Source organism: Niastella sp. OAS944 (assembly GCA_024809215.1).
Taxonomy (GTDB): Bacteria; Bacteroidota; Bacteroidia; order Chitinophagales; family Chitinophagaceae; genus Niastella.
Map to the genome: position 1 here is coordinate 2,129,307 of JANUBW010000001.1, position 21,936 is coordinate 2,151,242.

The following is a 21,936-nucleotide window of genomic DNA, read 5'->3' on the forward strand; positions in this document are numbered from 1 at the left end:
ATTTCAAGTAGTTACGATGGCAGCAATGGAAAAAGCGATCACTGATACTATCAGCCCATACATGAACACGTTGTAGGAGATGCGCAGGCGCTGATACTTTGAACCCAGCACTACCCCTTGCGAATACACGTCTTTTATAAGACTGCGGTACAGGAAATCGCGATCGTCCATCATTTGCAACATGCCCGATGTATAATCGTCCATGCTCATCTTAAAAAAGTTGCCAAAGAATAAAAGGTTTACCTTTTTTTCGTTGATATCGGTTTGGGTAAAAGTGCCGCGGGGTATATTGGGCCGGGTGGCCAGAATAGCAAATACAATGGTCACCAGGCTAACAGCAAGCAGCGTCATGGCGGGTATGGTGTATTGGGGAAATTGTTCCAGGTTCTTTAACAATACACTCAATAAAACCGAAATGATGATAGAGTTTACCGAGATCATAATATGTGCCTTACTGTCGGCCATATCGCTCAGGCGCTGGTGATTGCCCGAGGTGATCCTGAACATGGTCTCAATGCCGCGGTCGGGCCGGGCCTTGCGTTTACCCTTTTCATCAAGTTCTTCGGTTATCAGGGGCTTTAATTTAGACTTTGTTGTTTGCGGTTGGGCAACTTCTACCGCAACTGGTACAGCATTTTTAAGTTCGGGATTTTTTTCGGCCGCCTTTGCTTTTAGTTTTTCCAGGTGTTTGGCCTTGGTATCGTTTAGCAACAATCGACAATAATCCGTATGGTATTGGTGCGTTTCGAGCAGGCGAATGGTTTTATTACGCCATTCGTCTTTGCTGATATCTATTTTATGCAGCTCAATAAATTCCTTGCGAATTATTTTATTCAATTCGGCAAATTTGGCCGTACCCAGGTGAAACAGGTCGGCATCTGCTACAATTTTCTCGAGCAGGGTTTGGGGGTTTTGCGGCAACCGCGTAGCCCGTATACAGTTACCTACGGTTTCAATGGTCTTCGCATCAACGTCCTTTCTGTTTAAAAATGCAGCCGCTTCTTCCGCCCCTTTTTCTTCATGCCTTGCCGGCTCAGTATAATATCCAATATCATGGAACCAGGCTGCCGTTACCACAATAAAGTAATCCAGGTCATTCAACCGGTAATGATTGGCTATTTCGATGGCCGCGCTCACTACGTTTTCGGTATGCACCAGGTTATGATAAATTAATTTATCATTTGCATGGGTGTGAAAGAACGAGGTTACGTATTGTTTTACTTCATCCAATAACGTATAATAATTCATATGAGGAATTCTTTTACTGTCTACAAGTATATAACAAGTAACTGAGAATTAGGCTATATAGCTCCAAAGGTAGGGTCATTTATGTAGCCTTTGTCATAAAATAATTGACAGTTACATCAAATTACAGGGTTTGTATAACGGGGCAAAAAAAAATGTGCCATTCGCCGGGGGCGAATGGCACATTTAAAAAATTTGGCCGGAAGCAACAACTATCATCCGTTTAAAATATCCTTTCTGTAATTATATCCTTTCTTTTCACCACCTCCGGCCTACGCCAAGGCTTCGGCCGGCGAAGCCACAGCGCTTTATTTATTTCTTTACGAAGATCGGTTTCAGGGTTAACCAGGCCAATGGCGGGAAAAACAGCATAGGCACGGTTAAACCGGGAAACAGAAATAAGGCGCTTTCATCAAAATCCATGGGTAAAACATAGCCAATGGGTATCACAATTGCGCCAAAGGACAGTATAACGAAGAGCAGGTTAAAGATGATCTCCCCTGCTTTGGGCAACCATTTGGTAAGCAAACCGTATACAACGGAAGCCAGCAGGTTGATGAGTATACCGCCTATGAAGATCTTTGCGGGGGTTACAATGGCCGAGAAATTGGCCTCATTGGCCTTGAAATATACCTTTTGATATATAAAGGCCGCCAGGCCAGCCATTACACCCGATACCAAACCCAGTAATAATAATCTTTTAAACATATTGGTTGCTTTATTAGCCTTTGGTAACCGGAACAGCTACGTCGATCTTTATCTGTTCGGCCACATCGCCACCGGGTTTACCGATCTTAAAATCTGAACGGTTCACAGTAAAGCTGCCATTAAAGGTAGCGCCGGTGCCGGCTTTTTTAAAGGTAAAGGGGATGGTGAACTCTTTGGTTACACCTTTTATTTGCAAATCGCCGGTTACACTGTAACCAGTAGCTGTTTTTGCAAACTTTTTGCTGGTGAACTTTATAACAGGGAATTTAGTTGCATCGAACCACTCTTCGCCTTTGGCGTGTTTGTTCTGCAAACCGTTACCGGTGTTAATAGAGGCCACATCAACTGTTACATCAAATTTAGAGGTAGCGGGATTTGCATCGTCAAAAGCAATGGTGCCTTTGAAGGTTTTGAAAATACCAGCTACTTCGGAGCTCGAAAACTTGATACTGTATTTATCGGTGATCGTCCAGTTTTGAGCCAGAACGGTGAAGGCGAACACTGCTGTAAAAGCCAGCAGTGTTGCCATTGAAAAGATCAGCTTCTTCATAATCAAATATTATTAGTCTTTTGCAAATTCAGTGCTTGCTTGCAATACAACACCATCACCCAGCATAGCAGCAGGCGTGCTGGCAGCGATACCGAATTCAGAACGTTTAACAACACCAGCGATGTTGAAACCAGCCATTTGCTTTTTGCTCATTGGGTTTTCAACATTTCCGTTGAAGGTAACATCCAGAGTTACAGGTTTGGTAACGCCATGCAATGTAAGATCGCCGGTTACTTTATATTTCTTACCGCTAACTTTTTTGAAAGAGGTGCTTTTGAAAGTAAGGGTAGGATATTTTTCTGCATCGAAGAAATCGGGTCCTTGCAGGTGTTTGTCGCGCATTTCGTTTTCGGTATTTACGCTTTTAACATCAGCAGTCAATTCTACAACAGCATCAGAAAAATCGGGTTTTGATGAAGTGATCTTTGCATCGGTGATCTTGAATGAACCACTTGTTTCAGAGATACCCATGTGAGTTACATTAAAACCTAATCTTGAGTGTGCTTTGTCAATAGACCAGGTTTGTGCAAATGTTGTTGCTGTAGATGCGATCAATAAGGCTGCGATGATAGTTGCTTTTTTCATGTTTCTATTGTTTGAGTATTAATGTATAGAGATAATGATATGGTAACCTTTCCGGGTAATATTCACCTGGAAAAATTCACATGGCTAAAATCAAAATGTGCAATCGTTTATGGTACGCCGTTTAGGAAGGGAAGCAAATATAGATCATTGATCTTATTTGCAATCACCATCGGTAGAACAAACTTCTCCCTGAATGGTTGTGAACTGTGTATTTTCTTTTTTCCATTCGGTATAAGACTGGTTCAGCGCCTGTACAAAGGTTTCGGTAGCCTGTGCGCCCGAAACCGCATACTTACGGTCTATTACAAAGAACGGAACGCCACGAATGGCCAATTCCTCAGCCTCTGCAATGTCTTTTTGAACGTCCTTCGTATAAGCATCACTTTCCAGGGCCTGTTTTACAGCTGCGGCATCGAGCCCTATATCGATACCTAATTGAATTAGGGTATCGTGATCGGAAATATCTTTTCCTTCGGTAAAATAAGCTTTGAACAGGCTTTCTTCGGCCTCAAGCCCTTTACCATTTTTCTTTGCCAGGTTGGCAAAGCGGTGTGCATCAAACGAATTGGCCACAACAGCCTTGTCGAAATTATATTGCAAACCTTCGGCAGCGGCCATGCCAGTTACCTGACCATTCAATTCTTTGGCTTTTTCAACCGAAAAACCTTTTCTTTCGGCCAGGTATTCATGTATTTTCTTACCAGGTTCTTTTTTAATAGAAGGATCGAGCTGGAACGCTTTCCATTCTACTTCAATTTCGTTACTGAACGGCAGTTGGTTCAATGCATTTTCAAAACGCCGTTTGCCAATGTAGCAAAACGGGCACATCACATCTGACCAGATCTCTACTTTCATACTATATTGTTTTTTGCTACTTGTTTTAGATGCCTAATACTTTAGGCAGGTACGCTTCGAGGGTAATCGGTTTTCTTTGTAATAATTTTTCAAGCGCATTATCATTGGAATCGAGTTCACCTATGCTTATGCCCTCGGCAATGCCGGCATACATGGGTATATACGCTTCGGGCACACCTGCCTGTTTCATTCCTTCTTTCAATGCATCGAGCGAAACGGGGATATATTGAATTGTTTTTCCGGTAACCTTGCTTAATACATCGGCGATTTCGTGGAAAGTATAGGAGTGGTTGCCTGCGATCTCATATATTTTATTGGCATGTGCAGCCGGTGCAATGGCTACATTGGCAATGGCCTCGGCCATATCGGCACGGGCGGCAAAGTTTGCTTTGCCATTACCGGCAGCATAATACCACTGACCATTTTGTAAAGCGCCACCCAGTAAACCTGGCAGTACTTCTATATAAAAGGTGTTACGTAAGCTGGTGTAGGCAATGCCGCTTTCCTTCAGAAAGTTTTCGGTATGGTAGTGATCGATACCAGCGGTAAACTTCAGATTCGCAGATGCTTTCAGTACGCTGGTATAAATAATATTTTTTACCCCGGCTGCTTTTGCTGCATCAACCACATTGCGGTGCTGCGCTACCCGGTCGTGAATGTTACCCGATGAAATGAAAACCAGGGTATCTATTCCCTGAAAAGCGGTTTGCAGGGAAGCGGCATCATGGTAATCGCCTTTTCGAAGGCTGATACCTTTCGCGGCCAAACCTTCGGCCTTTTTTTCATCCCTAACCAGGCCGGCAATTTGACCCGCGGGTACGTTTTTGCTTAAAAGCTGATCGATGGTGGCGGTTCCAAGGTGCCCGGTAGCTGCTGTAACCAATATCATATTTAATTATTTACAGTTTTCGCTATTCTTACACATATCACTCATTTCGTGCAACTTATAAGTGTTTTTTTGTGCAATTTGGCGATGAACTTGTGAACTTTATATTTTTGTTTTAACTTGCATCCTATTAGTTTCTTACTCTCTTTTGGAGAGTCAAAGCTAATAAGTAAGTTAATACCAACAAAGAACTTACTTTCCAGTGAGCCAGTTACTTCGAGGTAAGTATTATTGACTATCAATGTTATGACATGAAAAATAGTAGCGAAAAAAAACATTTTCCCAGTTGTTCCATCCGCCATATTCTCGATCGTTTTGGTGATAAATGGAGTATTCTGATCATTTCAATCCTTGGGCATATAGGAAAACAGCGGTTCAATGAGCTGAACCAGCAGATTGGCGATATTTCGCAAAAGATGTTAACGGTAACATTGCGGTCACTGGAGGCAGATGGACTTATATCGAGGAAACTGTATCCCGAGATACCACCCAGGGTTGAATATGAATTAACCGACCTTGGCAGAAGTTTATTACCGCATATTGAACAACTGGCGCTTTGGGCGGAACAACATATGGATTGCATATTGAAGAACAGGGAGAAGTATTCGCAGAAAAAAGCGAGTTAGTTAGTTTCTACTTATTGGGAGTCTTTGGATGAGTTATTGAGTTGTTCAGTATTCAGTTAACGCGTCAACCCGTCAACTTCTGAATTTACTTCTTAATTTCTCTGTTTTTCATTCTTCATTTCCCTGTATTCCTCTTTATCAACTCCATCACCTTTATCTACTTTTCAACTCGTCCTTGTCAACTCGTCAACCCGTCAACTTGTTAACTCGCAATCCTATCAACCTCTAACTCCCCTTTCACCTCAAAATCCTGTTTTGAAGAGTCTCCTTCACTCACCTTCCGTCTATGCCAATAGGTGGCTAATAACGACCCGGTAATATTCATTAACGGACTAAACACAGCCGGGGCTAATCCCAACGTAGCAGTTTTACCCATTTCCTTTGCCAACCCCGAGGCCAGACCGCTGTTTTGCATACCCACTTCAATAGCAATGGTACGGGCATCGCGTTCGGGTAAACGAAAGAGTTTGCCAATCCAGTATCCAAATAAATAGCCGGTGTTATTATGAATAAAGGCGCAAACAATTAAAGCCGGACCAATTTTAAGCAGGCTATCACGACCGGTAGCGGTTATGATCACAATTATAAATGCAATACCAAACATAGAGATCAGCGGCATAATTTTATCGAGCCACAACAGTTTGCCCTTAAAAAAACGATTGAACAGCAAACCCGCACCAATGGGTATTACAACAATTTTGGTAATATCCCACATCATAGCACTGGCATCAACCGAAATGAATTGTCCGCCCAGCACTTTCATCCACAACGGTGTTAAGAATGGAGACAGTAAAGTGGCAATAGCAGTAAGTGTTACCGACAATGCCAGGTTTGCATTGGCCAGGTACGACATTACATTAGATGCGGTTCCACAAGGCATACTACCCACTAACACAACACCGGCGGCAATTTCGGGTGGAAAATTAAAAATACGGGCAAGGGCATAACCGGCCAGTGGCATAAATGTGAAATGGCCAAACAACCCGATCAGTACCGCCTTAGGCATTTTAATAACGCCGGCGAAATCTTTAATGCCTATTTCGGTGCCCATACCAAACATAATGATCTGTAATAAAGGGGTAAACAGCGTGGTAAGCTTTAACCCATCCCAGCTTTGAAAATACTGCGGATAATAGAGTGCAGTGGTTACTGCTGCAAAAATGATCATGGTAAAAGTAAAGCCCCGCAATGCAGCATATGGCCTGAAACCAATTGATAGAAACAGAAAAGTGGCAATTAACCAGGGACCTGCATTTTCAACGCCATTCAAACTACTGAACACCACAAAAGCGATCAGAAATACGGCAGCTACAGGAAGGGCGATCTTGAATACCATCAGACAGTTCGTTTATTACTAGTCACTAAGTATATGGAAGTGGTACGATTGACAATTTTGTAACCGTGTAGATGAAAAAAATGCATATAACGTTGCGTAGGAATATGTAACAAGCTACAATAAGGCCTTCAAACAAAAATCAAATCCGTATTTAACACATGTCAAAATAAATAATTTAATAATATATCGTATATATGCGGACGAAACTGCTGCATATGACGAGATCGGAGAATGTTTATGAGTTTGAGGAATTTGAAAAGAATTCAACAATAACCAGATATTATTTTATGAGTGAAGGGGAAAGGCAGATTGTGAAAATTGTCGAATTTAAATATGTAGGCTCAAGGGAAAATAAATCAATTTACAACCTTGGTTTTGGCACCTTTCAGGAAAATAATACATTTCAGGATGATGATATCTCTCTTTAAATGGCGATACCTATAAAGTGTTTAATACAGTATTAAGTACTATCCCTCATTTTATGAATAACTATCCAGGAGCAATGGTAATGGTAGCAGGAAGTGATAGTATTGACTCCTATCCCCAAAAGTGCTGGCCCAATTGCAAAAAGAAATGCGTACCTTCTGTTTGTAAAAATGCCAATCGCAGAATAACCATTTATAAAAACTTTGTGAACAAAAATTGGGAGCTTCTTGCAAAGGAATATAAATTCTGGGGAGGTTTTAAACTGAATGATTTTCAAGGATATATGGAAGAATACAAGACACTTAATAAGTACCAGGTTGTTTATTTTCAAAAAATAATATAAATTTACTATATGAACAAGAAGCAAAACATACCATTAACCGAAAAGAAAGCTGCGCAAAAAGCTTTATTGAAGGAAGTTGCTTCTAAGCTCGCAACAAAGGATACTCTATTCCCAGAAAAGGTAGCGTATGCGAAGGCCTTTTTAGAATTAATAAATGCCACTGAAGCCAAAGCAAAGAACGCATAGCACCTCTTACTGTTTACTTTCATTATATAACACTTCACCCTTCCCTTCTCAGTTTTTGCTATTACCAACTCAAAATGTGAGTCAACCAATTCATTTTATCAACTACCTAATTCATGTTTTGATCTCACCTATTCATTTACTGACTTCACTAACTAAATATTAGCTTCGCCAAACTTTATATTTGACTCCTTCTATCAATTTGAGGCCTTCCCCCAATCAGGTTAAGACCTAACTCTGTTAAGGAAGGCGATCATTGATCAGGTGAAGGCCTTCATCAATCAGGTATAGGCTATCACCAATTGAGGTAATGCCTCCGCAAGTCAGGTTTAAGCTCCACCAAACAAGTTTTTGTGCTCACCAAGTTATTTTTGGGCGCCGCCGAGCTAAAGATGACCCCTACCAATCAAATATTAGCCTCCATTAATTAAATTATAGCCCCACCAATTAAGTTACAGCTGTCATCAATCAGTTTTAGGGCTTCCCCAATCAGGTGATAGCCTTCTCCAGAAAAATGATAGCCTTCACCTGATCGGGTGTAGGCTATTACTCAATTGGTTTTAATTCAAACTTGCTTCGGATAACTTCAAACTAACTTTTTAAATCAAATACTTACTTCGGCAAGGGTGAAACTAACTTAGTGACACCAAAAAATGACTTAGGAAGGCAATTATTTCGAAAAAGTTTTCAAATACTTAGCTGGTGTTAGCTGCATATTGAAAAAACATGTGAAAATCCGAATTGGTGAACACCACATTTTGAGAAAACCTTTCAAATACTGAGTTGCAGATGAGGTTATCTCAGGATAGTGCAGGACAATACAACAAATGCAATTATTTAACATTGGTAACAATTGCAGATACCGGAAACAGTGTGCAATAAACGATTGCCAATAACACCATTCCATAATTAATTGCCATGCGAAATTTTGCCTTACGTCAACGCAAAGCGATCGCCTTTGCAGTACTTTCTTTTCTATTTATCCATTCATTTATTGAAACTCATGCTCAAACACTTGCTTTCCCCGGCGCTACCGGTTTCGGGCGTTTCGCCACCGGGGCAAGAGGTGTAGCATCGCCTTCGGTTTATGTGGTTACCAATTTAAACGACAGTGGTACGGGTTCCTTTCGTGAAGCCGTTAGCACTCCTGGTCGTTTTGTGGTTTTTGCCGTTGGTGGCATCATCAACCTCACCTCTGATGTTGTTGTTGCCGCCAATGTAACTATTGCCGGACAAACAGCCCCGGGTGATGGTATTGTTCTATTCAATAAACGCGTAACCTTCACCGGCGCAAATAATACCATTTGTCGCTATTTGCGGGTACGATTAGGCGCTACCAATAACAGCGGTAAAGATGCCGCTGGCCTTGCCAATGGCGCTAATATGATCTTCGATCATATGTCGTTCAGCTGGGGAATGGATGAAGTGTTCTCCATTAACTGGGATAGCAAAGGCACCGCCCCCGATAACATCACCATTCAAAACTCTATTATTGCGCAGGGGCTACACCGTGAAAATCACTCGGCAGGCGGCCTCATTCAAACACCCGACGGTGGTAAAGTAAGTTTGATCAGAAACCTGTACATCAGCAATAAAACGCGCAACCCTAAAGTAAAAGGGGTGAATGAATTTGTAAACAATGTGGTGTACGACTGGGGTAATGGTAACCGCCTTGGCGATAACCTCAACTATGGGTGGTCGGCCGATGCATATATCATGGGCGGCTCATCCGGTGTTTCGGAAGTAAATATCATAAATAACTATTTTATGGGTGGTCCTTTAACACCGCCCAATAAAACAACACCATTTTCCCGCGGTACCGGTACCTTTTACCTGTATGGCGCTGGTAACATGTTCGACAATAATCAAAATGGCATTTCTGACGGAGCATTGGTGCCCTACGATACCATTGGCTATCCTGGCATAGGTGCCGATGGGTTCAAGCCCCAGCCATTCCCCTACCCGCAGGCGAATCCTTTGTTCACAGCCGAACAGGCTTATGCTTGGGTTATTGACAGTGTTGGCGCCAGCTATCCCCGTCGCGATCAGGTTGACTCCTTATTGGCCGAAGAAGTACGCTCGCGCGGCACAAAAGGTTTTTATGTATACCGCGAATCGGACCTGCCATTTACCAATGGCGGCGTTGGCGCTGTTTTCAACGCACCCGCCCCGTTAGATACCGACAATGATGGTATGCCCGATAACTGGGAAGATGCCAATGGGTTGAACAAAAACAATGCGCAGGATGCTGTTGCCTACAATGCAGTAAATCCGCAATACCTGAACATTGAAGTATACATCAATACCCTTACTGATAACCCACCTTCAACATTTATAAGACCGCCTACCAATGTTACATTAACCGCTTCTTCGTTTGAATTACCCGCACCCTATAGTAAAATCGTTGTTCAGTGGGCCGACAATGCCACCAACGAAGATCACTTTGTACTGGAGCGTTCTGCCGATGGCGTGAATTATACTGACATGGCGCATCCTGCTGCAAATGCTACCTCTTACAGCGATAGCATTGGGCTTACGCCAAACACCACATATTATTACCGGTTAAAAGCAGTGAATGCAACGGACGTTTCGTCTTATAGTACAGCGGTTAGCACAAAAACACCGCCATTACCTTCTGCACCAACAGCAGCAGCGACACCTACGCCATCAAATGGTAGTCAATACGTGGAAATACCCAACGGCGCAGTAACGTTAAAATGGACCGGCAGCAGCAATACAACAACCTATTCCATCTACTTCGGCACAGATACCAGCAACCTGGTAAAAAAAAATGAGGTCCCTTATGCCGCCAGTGCATCGTGTACTGTTACGGGTCTTGCAGATTACGTAACATATTTCTGGCGTATAGATGCAACTAACGCCAAAGGAACTACACAAGGCCCGGTGTGGAAATTCAGAACAACCAGAAACTTTCCATTGGGTTTAGTTGGCCATTGGAGCTTCGATGAAACCGAAGGCCGCCAGGTAACCGATTCTTCTGCTTACCAGGACCATGGGGTATTAGGGCTCGACGACGACAACCAAAATATTCGGGTTGCCGGCAAAATAAACAACGCGCTTGATTTCGCAACAGCCAATGTTGATATGTACGTGGTGAATGTTCCGCACCAGGACCATTTGTATTTAGATAAAGGTTCTTTCTCTTTATCATTTTGGATGAAGGCCGATGCCGCCCTTTTGCCCACTGATAACACCACCAGTGCCTACCTGCTTTGCAAAGGTTCTATTACCCGCAACGCTGCTACCGGCGCTACCGGTAAACGCTTCGACATTGAATTCAAAAGCAAACAACTTCGGTTTGCCATTGACGACGATAACGATGCCAATGGTGGTGGTAAAGATGAATTACAAGCCGATGGCACGCCCTTCTTTACCGGCAACTGGGTACATGTGACCACCATTCGCGATACGGCTACTAAAAAACTGCGGTTGTACATGAATGGCGCGCTGGTTAAAGAAACAGCCATTGCAAAAGCCAATGCCGGCATTGGCGAAGCCAGCGACCTCATCATAGGTGATATTGGCGCACTTGAGTTTGTATCTACCGCCAATAAACCGGCACCCTACAAAGGCGCGCTCGACGAACTGAAAATTTATAATTATGCACTCAGCGCTGATGAAGTACTTGGCCTGTATCATACCAGTCCATTGCCATTACAGCCATACAGTCCTTCAATTACAAACGGCGCCGCCCTGGAAGGTTATGGCGACAGCGTACGTATTAGCTGGAAAGGTGGTTTAAAAACCAACAAGTATAAATTGTATACCGGAACCGATTCAACCAACCTTACTTTCGTTAGCGATGTAGCATTGAATAACCCGGGCTTTGCAGTTAGCAACTTAACTCCCAAAACCAATTATTACTGGCGTGTAGATGCAGAAGGCGACGCCGGCACTACCCAGGGTGCTATCTGGTGGTTCAGGGCCGTATCGCCTAAGGGCATAACAGGTCATTGGAAATTTGATGAAACCAGCGGCACCATCGTTGCCGATAACAGCAACTATCATCAAAATGGTACCGTTATAAATATGCCCGAAGCTGCATTTACCACTGGTAAATTTGGTAACGGATTACAATACCTTAACCCCGTTGCAGCCAGTGCAGTGAGCGTGCCACATGCAGAACAATTGCTGTTCGATGCAAACTCATTTACTGTTTCATTATGGGTAAAACTTACCAGCGGCAATAGCAATTATAATTCAGGTAAAGATTGTTACCTGGTTCACAAAGGGCAATTCGCCGACCCGGGTGGCAAATGGTATGGCATTCAGTTGAAGGATAGTATACTTACGTTTGCCATTGACGATGCTTCTACAAAAAGCAATATCGACGTAAGCCTGAAAAGAGCAACAGCTTTCAATATCTTCAATAACAACTTCTCGCATATTGTTGCCATTAAAGATACAGCAGCCAAACAGATAAAGCTATTTATCAATGGCGTACAGGCCGGTTCAAAAACTTACAGCACCAGCGGCACTACTGGTAAAGCCACCCCATTATTGATAGGCAATTCACTGGAGAATAAACCATTTCACGATGTAATGGATGATGTGCGTTTGTACAACTATGCATTAACACCTGCTGAAATTGCCTCACTATACAATGGAAATCCTTTAATAACCGCAGTAACCGATCCACAGCCGGCCAATGGCGATAGTGTTGCCTATGGCGTTGTTAATTTAGGCTGGAAAGGAAAAGCACAAACCTATAATGTATATATAGGCGCATCGCCCGATAGCCTTGAAGAAAAAACAACCGGCATTACGGCCACATCGTTTACATTACCCAATGCCGGCACACTGGGCAATTACTACTGGCGTGTAGATGCGGTGCGTGATGGCGAAATTGCAACAGGACCAACCTGGTTCTTTAAGGTCATTGATACCGTGCCTCCTACTGCTATTACCAAAAACATTGCAGTTACTTTAAACAATGGCACAGCCAGCATAAGCGCCAATGAGATCAACAATGGTTCTGCCGATCAATATGGCATTCAACAATTATTGGTTGACAAGAATATCTTTACCTGTGCAAACATTGGCGATAATGAAGTACAATTAACCGTAATTGATTCCAATAATAACAGCGCAACGGCTAAAGCCATAGTAACTGTTATTGGCTCTGTTCCGGCACCAGCTATTACGGTAAGCCGCATCAGCCCTATATATACCGGCCGCGATGTAAATACTATTTACCTGGGTTATGGCGGACAACAATTAAAGTTAACTGCCACCAATGTAACACCTGCACAATATAACTGGACACCGGCAACGGCATTAAGCGATTCAACCATTGCCAACCCGTTATTTACACCCACAAGTGCCGGCGATTACACCTATACGGCAAAAGCGACAAATGTGTTTGGTTGTTCAGCTACAACCTCAGTAAACCTGCATGTAAAAGATGTACGTTGTGGATACAGAAACCAGCATATTACCGTATGCTATCATGACTTTGAGCTTTGTGTAAGTAAACTGGCAGTTCCTATTCTGCAATTGATTGGCGGCGAACTGGGCGATTGCGAAACAAATAATGGCCGCGTGGCAACCAATGGCAATCAACCACAGGTACCTGTTGACGCACAGCAAAAGTTCATCATTTACCCAACACCGGCCAGCAGCCAATGCACCATTGCGTTTGCGCTGAACAAACCAGGTAAATATCGCGTAGAGTTATACAATACCCAGGGTCGACTGATAAAGGTGGTAGGCACTGGTGAAACAACAGCCAACCAATTACTCACTTATGCAATGAATACCAGTGAGCTGAGCGGCGGTATTTATTTTGTGAAATTGATCACAGCTGCAGAAGTAAAAGTTAAGCAATTGATGATACAGCGATAATTTTCTCTTCATACTCACACCAACTAAAAAGGTGACCCTGCTACATGGGGTCACCTTTGGTTTTTCATATCATAAGTTCAGCTTGTGGTTTATGTAGCCATCAAAAACTGATGATTACAGATAAGGATCTTATTCCTCGCTAGCAAAACGTTCCAACTAACCAGAGTTTAAAAAAAGCTGACCTTAACCAGTACAGGATACACGGGCTACTATATATGGGCGTTATCATGGGTTTTTCATGGTATAATCAGGTAATACAATTCCATCAGGAGCATACGATGCCCTGCAAAGAACTGTTTATATAAAATGTATAGTTGATAATTATATTGGCAGATAAGGGCAGTTACCACAAATAATTATTGCGGTAAAATAATTAAACCGGATATACGAATTAGGGTGGGGTGTTTTAACAATAAATATTGATCGGGGGGAATCTTATAATGTATGATACTAATGGTTGAAAACTGATAAGGCAGGAAATACAGGTTTAACAATCAAGGTGTAAAGAGGACTAATGTATTTGGGTAGTCAAATGTAAAATATTTTTTTAAATAAAAAATACTCCGACAGTAATACTTAAAAAAAATTATATGTTTTAACCTAAATCAAGAAATGTATAAAAGCGACAATTATGTCCATTGGCGACATGGGCCCCAGCAAAAAAACGGCGGGCTACCCAATTAAGGACAACCCGCCTATGACCTGTAGAAAAAGAGCATTGAAACTTGAGATGCTAATTGTTGCCGGTACTACTACCCGATTTGTTGCCTGCAGCGATCTTCTTCTCAAGTATTGAAATATATTGCTGCGCGTCTTTATTTTCCGGATCAATAGCCAGAATCTTCTTCAAATTCTCTGTAGCTGTTTTATAATCCTTTGCCTGGTTGGTTTCATAGGCAGCCAGATAGCCATATGCCTCAATAAGCCACTTTTTGTTTGTCTTGTTGTTGGGATCCTTCTCAAGAATGGCTATCAATTGGTTGTACCATGGAATAGCCGCACCTTTTTCCATCGTTGAATCGCTTAAGGAATTGGTACGGGCGCGCCAGTAATAACCAAATGCCTGGTCAGGATACTTTTGTATATAGGTTCCAAATACGGTATCGGCCTTTACAAAATCCTCCGCCTTGAAGTGAGCAATACCCCAGTTGAACAAGTCGATGTTCGTTGCCTTTGGATTATCCTGATAATACATACCAAGCCATTGCCCCTGCCCTGCATAGTCTTTCTTGTTTTTATATAGGTCTGCCAATTTCTTGTACAGTTGGAATCTTTCAGGCTTGTCTTTGATCTTATCTGCAGTTTTCTGATAATACACAATTGCAGAATCTTCTTTTCCATCTATGCTTGCATACAGATCGGCCATTACTTCAAAATCCTTTGCAACAAAATTGCTGTCCACTTCTTTTGCAAAATACCGGTCCATACTTGCCAGCGCATTGCTCGAATCTTTCAGCCCCATGTAACTATAAGCCATTAATTTGTACAGGCGGGGCATAGAGTCGCCATTATGCTTGCTCATCAACTGTTGCGCATTGGTAATGGCATCCTGGTATTGTTTGTTCAGGTACAACAGATCGGTGTATAATACGTCGTTGTTTTTATTATAATCGCTTTTGGCAACATACTCCTGAAAGTAGAACATGGCCTTTTGCGGCTCGGTGAAATAATAATGATAGTACAGTTCGTACAAAGCAGGGGCATAACTGCTGTCAGCCGCCAGTACATCATTAAAGTACTTCAGGTACATTTCGGGGTTCTTCTGCGAAATGAATATTTTCCCCATGCGGTATAATGCGGCCGCATTTTGTTTGTCTTTATCCAGGGCAGCCATATACATTTTGTAGGCTTCAGAACCATTGCCCAGCTTGCGCTGTGCATCGCCCATCATGGTATATAAAGCAGCCTCTTTTTTATCGCGATCGATGGCTTTTTCCAACAATTGAGCTGCATAGGCTGCGTCGCCTGCTTTGGCTACTATATGGGCATTGGCTATGGCAGCTAAGATGTCGGCATTCTTCTCCCTGGTTTTATCAAGCGCCTTCTCAAAATATAAGCGGGCGCTGTCTTTATTCCCTTTGTTCAACAAATAACTTCCGTAGGCAACCTGATAAAAGGGCTCATCTTTGGGAGCAGTACTTTGAGATAAGATACTTTGCAATGCAGCAGCGTCGTTAGATTGCAGGTTTGCTTTGGTAAGCAGGTACCATGCTTCGGCATTGGCAGGTTCGGCCTTTACAATTTGCTGCAGCTGGTCCGATGCGGATCTATACCGTTCGTAGTAAATCATTTTTTTTGCATCCTGTACAGTTTGAGCTGTGGCACCAAGCGACATCATAGCGCACACTAATAAAGTCGGTCCTTTTTTCATCAGCATTTCTTTTACGCATTTTTTTAATAGGGTTGTCAAACTTATTTTACCAGAATTAGCCTGCTGTTAATCCCGAATTAGAAGTGCATTAGAACATGCCTTTAATGTGGCCGAAGGTACCCCAACAAGGCTTATATGGCTGGTAGTGAAATATTTTGAAGTACCTTCGCAATTGTAAGATCAATGTGGTTGAGTACGTGTACACTGTAATTAAAGATTATGGAAGAAACAAAGATCCTGATCATCGAAGACGAACAAAAGATTGCCGATACGTTGAATGTGGGACTTACCGAAAATGGGTACCACGTTGAGGTGGCTTATGATGGTAAAATAGGCGAACGGTTGTTTTTTGTGCACGATTTCAATCTGGTTATCCTTGACATAAATTTACCGGGTATCAATGGCTATGAGCTCACCAAGATAATTAGGGCCCACAACACCCATATACCTATCATTATGCTTACCTCGTTAAGCACATTGAACGATAAAATTGAAGGGTACGACGCCGGCACCGACGATTATATTGTAAAACCTTTTGAGTTCAAAGAATTGCTGGTTAAAATACGGGTGCTGCTCAAGCGCACCATGAACCACCAGGTACCGGTAGGCAATTTATTAAAGGCCGCGGACCTTGTTTTGAACCTCGATAGCAAAGAGGTAAAACGGGGAAGCGATGTTATTAATTTAACCGCCAAAGAATTTCAGTTACTGGAATATCTTTTGCGAAACAAGAACAAAGTGGTATCCAGGGCGGCCATAGCGGTGAATGTGTGGGATATTGATTTTGATACCAACACCAATATCATCGATGTGTATATAAGCTATCTGCGTAATAAAATTGACAAACCCTACGAACGAAAGCTGATCCAGACACATGTTGGTATGGGTTATATTTTAAAGGAAAATGATCGCTGATGCCCGTTAAACTGCGCATAACATTATTATTCTGCCTTATAGTATTTGTGATCCTTGCCATGGTATGCGCAACCGCTTATTATTTTTCCTATACCCAACGCCAGCAAAATATTCGAACCCGTTTATCGAACCGGGCCATTACACTTGCCCGGCTATTAGGACAATCGCAGGTATTTGACCAGGCGCTTATTCGCCGCATAGATTCTTCTACCATGCTGGCAATGAAAGACAAAACCTTTCAGGCCTATGATTACCTGAACAAAAAGATCTATAGTTACAGCGATGCGATTGTTGATACAGTAACCATCGATACCAATATACTTGATGATGCCCGTGTAAAGGGTATGATATTCTTTCACATTGGGCATAAAGAAGCAGTAGCTTATCATTATATAACACCCAATACCCGCATTGTGGCTATTACGGCGGCTTATGATGAAGAAGGAAAGGCCAAGATCAGGCAGCTACGGAACATCTTATGGCTAAGCTTTCTTTCGGGTATCATCATCACCTTTTTGGGCGGCTACTTTTTTTCCGACCGGCTTATGCGGCCCGTAAGGAAAATTGCCGATGACATCAATGAAATTTCGGCCCATAATCTTTCAGGGCGCATTAGTACCGGCCGGGCAAAAGACGAATGGCATTACCTGTCGGAAACCCTTAACCGCCTGCTGAACCGGTTGCAGGACAGCTTTGAGACCCAACGCCGTTTTGTATCCAATGCATCGCATGAGCTGAGTACCCCCTTAACGGCCATCTCGAGCCAGCTGGAAGTATCACTGCAAAAGAATCGCGAAGCGCAACAATACCGTGTTGTAATGGAATCGGTATACCAGGACGTTCGTCATTTGAGTAAACTAACCCAAACCCTGCTTGAATTTGCACAAGCTTCGGGCGACGCGGGCGGCCTGAATATATTGCCTGTTCGAATGGATGAAATACTGATGAGCCTGCCTGCAGAGATCAAAAAAAGCAATGCCGATTACCTGGTGGTATTATCGTTCGACGATATGCCGGCCGAAGAAGAAAAACTGATCGTTTTTGGTAATGCAGAACTGTTATTCACCGCTATTAAGAATATTGTTACAAACGCCTGTAAATATTCTGCCGACCATAAAGCTGTTATTAAGCTGAAGGCAGAACCGGAAAGTATTACCGTAGCCATCATTGATAAAGGCATGGGCATACCTGATGAAGAATTAAAATATATCTTTCAACCTTTTTACCGGGTTAATAGTACCAGCCAACAGGCGGGTTTTGGCCTTGGTTTGTCACTGGCCAATCGAATTATCAAACTTCATAAGGGAAATATTACAGTAAATTCTGCTCCGGGGCAAGGCACGGAATTTGTAGTGACCCTGCCTACTGCTAAATTCTAATAAACTTCTAACGCACTATTAATTACCCAATAATAGGCAGAAGATAAATTGCATAGGAAAGAACAGCAACAATGAAAATGAGACGCTCAGTTTACACATGCCTGCTTGCATTAGTCATAATGCTCGTAGCTGTAAGCGGTTGTCTTTTTAAGCAAACCATCGATTATAGGTGGACAAATAGAGAACTTATATTACAAAACGATTCATTAAAAGGGGTTGTAATAGAACTTACCCGTAAGATCGACACAACAAAACCGGCCGCTTCGCCATCACCATCCGTACCCCGAAAAAAATGATCACAACACGGCCTCATGATAACAAATATTTTAATCCCTATGGACTATAGCGAGGCATCGTTTAATGCATTGGAAACGGCGATAGTTATCGCAAAAAGAAATAATGCGTCATTAATAATATTGCACATTGACGATACGGTTTATACTTCAGAAGAAACTTATAAAAATGCCAATCAAATAGGGCATGCTATCGCCGACAACATAAAGCAAAAGCATGGGATTGATACAACCGTATTATTCAAAGAAGGGTTTATTGGCCCAACCATTGCGAAACTCATACTCGAAATAAAACCCGACCTGGTTGTTATGGGCGCTTATGGCGCCAGCGGACACCGCGACCTCTTTATTGGCTCAAATACATATTATACCATTAAACATGCATCATGTCCGGTGTTGATCGTCCCCGAAGGCAAACGCTGGCAAGACTTTAACAAGGTACTTTTTCCCTTACGGCCCACATTAGGCGCCTTTAAAAAGTACCAATTCATCAGCGATCTGGTTATACAAATGTACCCCGATTGCAATTTTGAACTGCTGGGTATTTCCATTGACAGAAAAGAGCACGATGTAAAACAGATCTCTGAAATAGCTACCGAATTAAAAAGCACCTGGCGCGATGCGGTGCAATATGCAGTTAGTTACAGTTATAGCAAGAATATTGGTGAAGAAGTGCTTGACCGCGCAGACAAAGGAATGCCCGATCTGCTGGTAGTTTCCTCCACGGTAGATGTGGCCAACAAGCAATTCTTTATTGGCCCCTTTTCACAAAGGATCATCAATCATGCAAGAATGCCGGTGTTATGTGTTTTCAACAGATAATATCGCTGCTTAATTGTTCAAATTTCTATGCTGGTAAAACCTGCGGGCAAAAATAGAAAGCGGTAATCCTATTGCGACTATCAATATACCTGTGGCAATGGCTGCTTTATCGGGTTTAATGGGTGCGCGTGTTATTCTGGTTAAAGGCAGCACAAGTAAGTTCATCACCACAAATATAAATACGCCATATACTACAGCTGTTAGAACAATATTTTTCCTCATCAGATTTATATAAGAATACAACAGGAAGAACAGGATAGTAAAGCTATATGCAATTATATAATGGAAAAGCAAACCTGTTAATGGCATTTCCCAGCCACCGGTAAAGGCCGGTTTGCCAAAAGCGCCGCTGGCAATAAACCGCAGTACGGTTTCAGCACTAATTCCCCGCGCAATGTATGCCTGTAAACAGGCCGATAGAATATCAAGGGTGCCCGCCAGCAAGCCCACCCAGGCAATTGTTTTTAGTAAAGGTTTTGCATTATGTTGCCGGTAATCTGATACGGTTTGAACGGTTGTCATGACAGCAGCATTTGGTGAATGCTCAAATTATGGAAACGCAGTCTTTCCACGCGAACTTTTCAACGAAATGCGACTTTCCACATACATACGGCAGGTACCGGTTACCAGTTACCTGATACCAGGATCCTAAACTTTTGGCCTTGCGAACAGTTTCGGACAGTCGAAGTACTCAACCTTGCGGCCTTGTCAACTTGTCAACTTGTCAACATGTCAACTTGTGCTTACCCACCAATCATTTCCATTACAATTTCTTTATAACTTCTACCAATAGGTATCTGCTTACCTGCAATCTCCACATCAGTGGCTGAAAAGGCATCGATCTTGTTTTTGGCCACCAGAAAAGAACGGTGTATACGCAAAAAGCCATTCCTTGCCAGCATTTCTTCAATTTGGCCCAATTGATATTTGGTGAGAATAGATCTGTCTTTTGTAGTAATGCGAATATATTCTTTCAGGCTTTCAATAAAAAGGATCTCATCGATATACACCTTTACCCGCTTCTTGCTTACATTAAAGAATAAAGCAGCTCTTTCTGTAGCCGGTGCCAGGGGTACGGCACTTGCTGTTTCTCTTTCTTTCACTTTGTTTACTGCCATCACAAAACGGCTGAACTCGATGGGCTTTAGCAGGTAGTCAACAACGTTTAGCTCATAACCCTGCAGCGCATACTCCTGGTAGGCAGAGGTAATAATAACCTGCGGTGGTTTCTTCAGTGTCTTTATAAAATCGAGTCCCTTTAATTTTGGCAGGTGAATATCCAGGAACATCAGGTCTATCTTTTCATTTTGCAATAGGTCCATAGCGTATAAGGCATCGGTACATATCCCCTTTAATTCCAGAAAGGGAATTTGTAAAACATAATCTTTCAACACTTCTGCCGCCAGGGGCTCATCCTCAACAATAATGCAATTATACCTGTGCATAGCTGGTTAGGTTTATATACAGATGTACTGAAAAAATATTGGGTTCGTTCTTTAATTGCAGATCATACTCTTTGTACATCAGTTCCAGTTGCCGGCGAACATTGCGCAACCCAATATTATCACGGATCTCTTCTGACGTATGATTTTCCTTGGTGTTCTCTATATTAAAGATAAGAATGCCCTTTTGTAGTTGCACACGAATGCGAATAAAAGAAGTGAACCGGCTTTCGCTGGCCCCATGTTTAAATGCATTTTCAACAAATGGCAACAAAAGCAGCGGCGCTATTTGTTGGGTATTTTCATCAATCTCCCGCTCAAATTGAATGGTAAGGCGCTCGTAACGCATTTTTTCCAATTCAATATAATCATCCAGTACTTTCAATTCATCGGCAATGGAAATAAGGTTACTTTTTGAACCATATAAAATAAACCGCAACAATTTCGACAGGCGCATTACCACTTCCGCCGTATGCTCAGATCGCTTACGGGCAAGCGCATAGATATTATTCAGCGTATTAAATAAAAAATGCGGATTGGTTTGATGCCGCAGGAATTTCAATTCTGCTTCCAGTTTTTCTTTAATCAGGTTCTTTTCGCGTTCGCGGGCAGCCAATTGTATGCGCAGCAATTTCAAAATAATGGCAACACCCGAAACAAAGCCAATATCCATAATGGCCAGCAATATGCCCAATACATTAAGTATGGGCCGCTCTTTTAGTACCCCATGATAAATAACCGGGTTTATATAATAAACGAATACAATGCGGTGTAAAACAATGGTAATAATAACAGCCGCAGCAACCTGCAACATAATGCGGTTGAGCCCTACATTGCCATTTATGATCTGTTTAATGGCAACATACAAAGCAAAATAAGTGAACAGTAATTTAGAAAGCACCGCGGCAATGGCGGCTTTAAACGCCATCCAGAATTGGATATTTTCGGGAATGTCCTTAAGGGCGGGCCCAACCCAAACAAATTCCAGCACGGTATCCTGCAACAGATACACCAGCCAGAAGATACCATGAAGCAGTATTCTTTTCACAATACCATAAAAGTACCACAATAACTACTAGCATCCCTTCAACAACCAGTAAACCAGT

Annotated in this window: 20 protein-coding genes; 9 read left to right on the forward strand and 11 right to left on the reverse strand. The window is 42.4% G+C overall.

From position 1 onward, the window contains the following. Positions 1-3: 3 nt before the first annotated feature. The 6 genes from GGD38_RS08165 to GGD38_RS08190 all read right to left on the reverse strand — a co-directional run bounded on the left by GGD38_RS08165 (position 4) and on the right by GGD38_RS08190 (position 4,832). Positions 4-1,248, reverse strand: coding sequence for a Pycsar system effector family protein (locus GGD38_RS08165; protein WP_375298499.1), 1,245 nt, complete (start codon positions 1,246-1,248; stop codon positions 4-6). 309 nt (positions 1,249-1,557) lie between these two features. Then, positions 1,558-1,953 (reverse strand): hypothetical protein, encoded by a 396-nt coding sequence (locus GGD38_RS08170; RefSeq protein WP_375298498.1) that lies wholly within the window; start codon positions 1,951-1,953, stop codon positions 1,558-1,560. Between the two features lie 13 nt (positions 1,954-1,966). Continuing rightward, the gene (locus GGD38_RS08175) at positions 1,967-2,503 is read right to left on the reverse strand and encodes a YceI family protein (RefSeq protein WP_375298497.1); all 537 of its coding nucleotides are present in this window, start codon (positions 2,501-2,503) and stop codon (positions 1,967-1,969) included. Between the two features lie 12 nt (positions 2,504-2,515). Then, the gene (locus GGD38_RS08180) at positions 2,516-3,088 is read right to left on the reverse strand and encodes a YceI family protein (protein WP_375298496.1); all 573 of its coding nucleotides are present in this window, start codon (positions 3,086-3,088) and stop codon (positions 2,516-2,518) included. Between the two features lie 153 nt (positions 3,089-3,241). Then, positions 3,242-3,943, reverse strand: a complete 702-nt coding sequence (locus GGD38_RS08185) for a DsbA family protein (RefSeq protein WP_375298495.1) — start codon at positions 3,941-3,943, stop codon at positions 3,242-3,244. Between the two features lie 25 nt (positions 3,944-3,968). Further along, positions 3,969-4,832: an SDR family oxidoreductase gene (locus tag GGD38_RS08190; RefSeq protein ID WP_375298494.1), complete on the reverse strand. Its 864-nt coding sequence runs from the start codon at positions 4,830-4,832 to the stop codon at positions 3,969-3,971. A 248-nt stretch (positions 4,833-5,080) separates the two neighbouring features. On the opposite strand from GGD38_RS08190, the gene GGD38_RS08195 reads away from it, so the two are divergent. After that, on the forward strand, positions 5,081-5,455 hold the full coding sequence (locus GGD38_RS08195) for a winged helix-turn-helix transcriptional regulator (protein ID WP_375298493.1): 375 nt from the start codon (positions 5,081-5,083) through the stop codon (positions 5,453-5,455). Positions 5,456-5,657: 202 nt separating this feature from the next. Here the strand turns inward: GGD38_RS08195 and GGD38_RS08200 are convergent, their stop codons facing one another. Next, complete coding sequence (locus GGD38_RS08200; protein WP_375298492.1) at positions 5,658-6,791, reverse strand: bile acid:sodium symporter family protein; 1,134 nt, start codon at positions 6,789-6,791, stop codon at positions 5,658-5,660. Between the two features lie 194 nt (positions 6,792-6,985). Here GGD38_RS08200 and GGD38_RS08205 point away from each other — a divergent pair, with 194 nt between their 5' ends. From GGD38_RS08205 to GGD38_RS08220, 4 genes are all read left to right on the forward strand, one after another. Next, positions 6,986-7,219 (forward strand): hypothetical protein, encoded by a 234-nt coding sequence (locus tag GGD38_RS08205; protein WP_375298491.1) that lies wholly within the window; start codon positions 6,986-6,988, stop codon positions 7,217-7,219. 53 nt (positions 7,220-7,272) lie between these two features. Beyond that, entirely contained in the window at positions 7,273-7,560 is a 288-nt protein-coding gene (locus GGD38_RS08210; RefSeq protein ID WP_375303753.1) for a hypothetical protein, read from the forward strand. 9 nt (positions 7,561-7,569) lie between these two features. Further along, positions 7,570-7,746 (forward strand): hypothetical protein, encoded by a 177-nt coding sequence (locus tag GGD38_RS08215; protein ID WP_375298490.1) that lies wholly within the window; start codon positions 7,570-7,572, stop codon positions 7,744-7,746. A gap of 915 nt (positions 7,747-8,661) precedes the next feature. Further along, positions 8,662-13,608 carry a LamG-like jellyroll fold domain-containing protein gene (locus GGD38_RS08220; protein ID WP_375298489.1) on the forward strand — a complete coding sequence of 1,649 codons (4,947 nt, stop codon included), beginning with the start codon at positions 8,662-8,664 and terminating at the stop codon, positions 13,606-13,608. 733 nt (positions 13,609-14,341) lie between these two features. Here the strand turns inward: GGD38_RS08220 and GGD38_RS08225 are convergent. Beyond that, entirely contained in the window at positions 14,342-15,979 is a 1,638-nt protein-coding gene (locus GGD38_RS08225) for a tetratricopeptide repeat protein (RefSeq protein WP_375298488.1), read from the reverse strand. A gap of 219 nt (positions 15,980-16,198) precedes the next feature. Between GGD38_RS08225 and GGD38_RS08230 the strand changes: the two genes are divergently transcribed. From GGD38_RS08230 to GGD38_RS08245, 4 genes are all read left to right on the forward strand, one after another. Beyond that, on the forward strand, positions 16,199-16,894 hold the full coding sequence (locus tag GGD38_RS08230) for a response regulator transcription factor (RefSeq protein WP_375298487.1): 696 nt from the start codon (positions 16,199-16,201) through the stop codon (positions 16,892-16,894). Then, positions 16,894-18,273, forward strand: coding sequence for an ATP-binding protein (locus GGD38_RS08235; RefSeq protein ID WP_375298486.1), 1,380 nt, complete (start codon positions 16,894-16,896; stop codon positions 18,271-18,273). Before GGD38_RS08230 ends, GGD38_RS08235 begins: the two co-directional genes overlap by 1 nt. 77 nt (positions 18,274-18,350) lie before the next feature. Beyond that, positions 18,351-18,569, forward strand: a complete 219-nt coding sequence (locus GGD38_RS08240) for a hypothetical protein (protein ID WP_375298485.1) — start codon at positions 18,351-18,353, stop codon at positions 18,567-18,569. 15 nt (positions 18,570-18,584) lie between these two features. Continuing rightward, positions 18,585-19,388, forward strand: coding sequence for a universal stress protein (locus GGD38_RS08245; protein WP_375298484.1), 804 nt, complete (start codon positions 18,585-18,587; stop codon positions 19,386-19,388). Positions 19,389-19,397: 9 nt separating this feature from the next. On the opposite strand, the gene GGD38_RS08250 is transcribed toward GGD38_RS08245, so the two are convergent. The 3 genes from GGD38_RS08250 to GGD38_RS08260 all read right to left on the reverse strand — a co-directional run bounded on the left by GGD38_RS08250 (position 19,398) and on the right by GGD38_RS08260 (position 21,878). Further along, the gene (locus tag GGD38_RS08250; protein ID WP_375298483.1) at positions 19,398-19,910 is read right to left on the reverse strand and encodes a hypothetical protein; all 513 of its coding nucleotides are present in this window, start codon (positions 19,908-19,910) and stop codon (positions 19,398-19,400) included. Positions 19,911-20,131: 221 nt separating this feature from the next. Then, complete coding sequence (locus GGD38_RS08255; RefSeq protein WP_375298482.1) at positions 20,132-20,833, reverse strand: LytR/AlgR family response regulator transcription factor; 702 nt, start codon at positions 20,831-20,833, stop codon at positions 20,132-20,134. Beyond that, on the reverse strand, positions 20,820-21,878 hold the full coding sequence (locus GGD38_RS08260; protein ID WP_375298481.1) for a sensor histidine kinase: 1,059 nt from the start codon (positions 21,876-21,878) through the stop codon (positions 20,820-20,822). The genes GGD38_RS08255 and GGD38_RS08260 overlap by 14 nt, the downstream gene beginning before the upstream one ends. Positions 21,879-21,936: the final 58 nt, after the last annotated feature.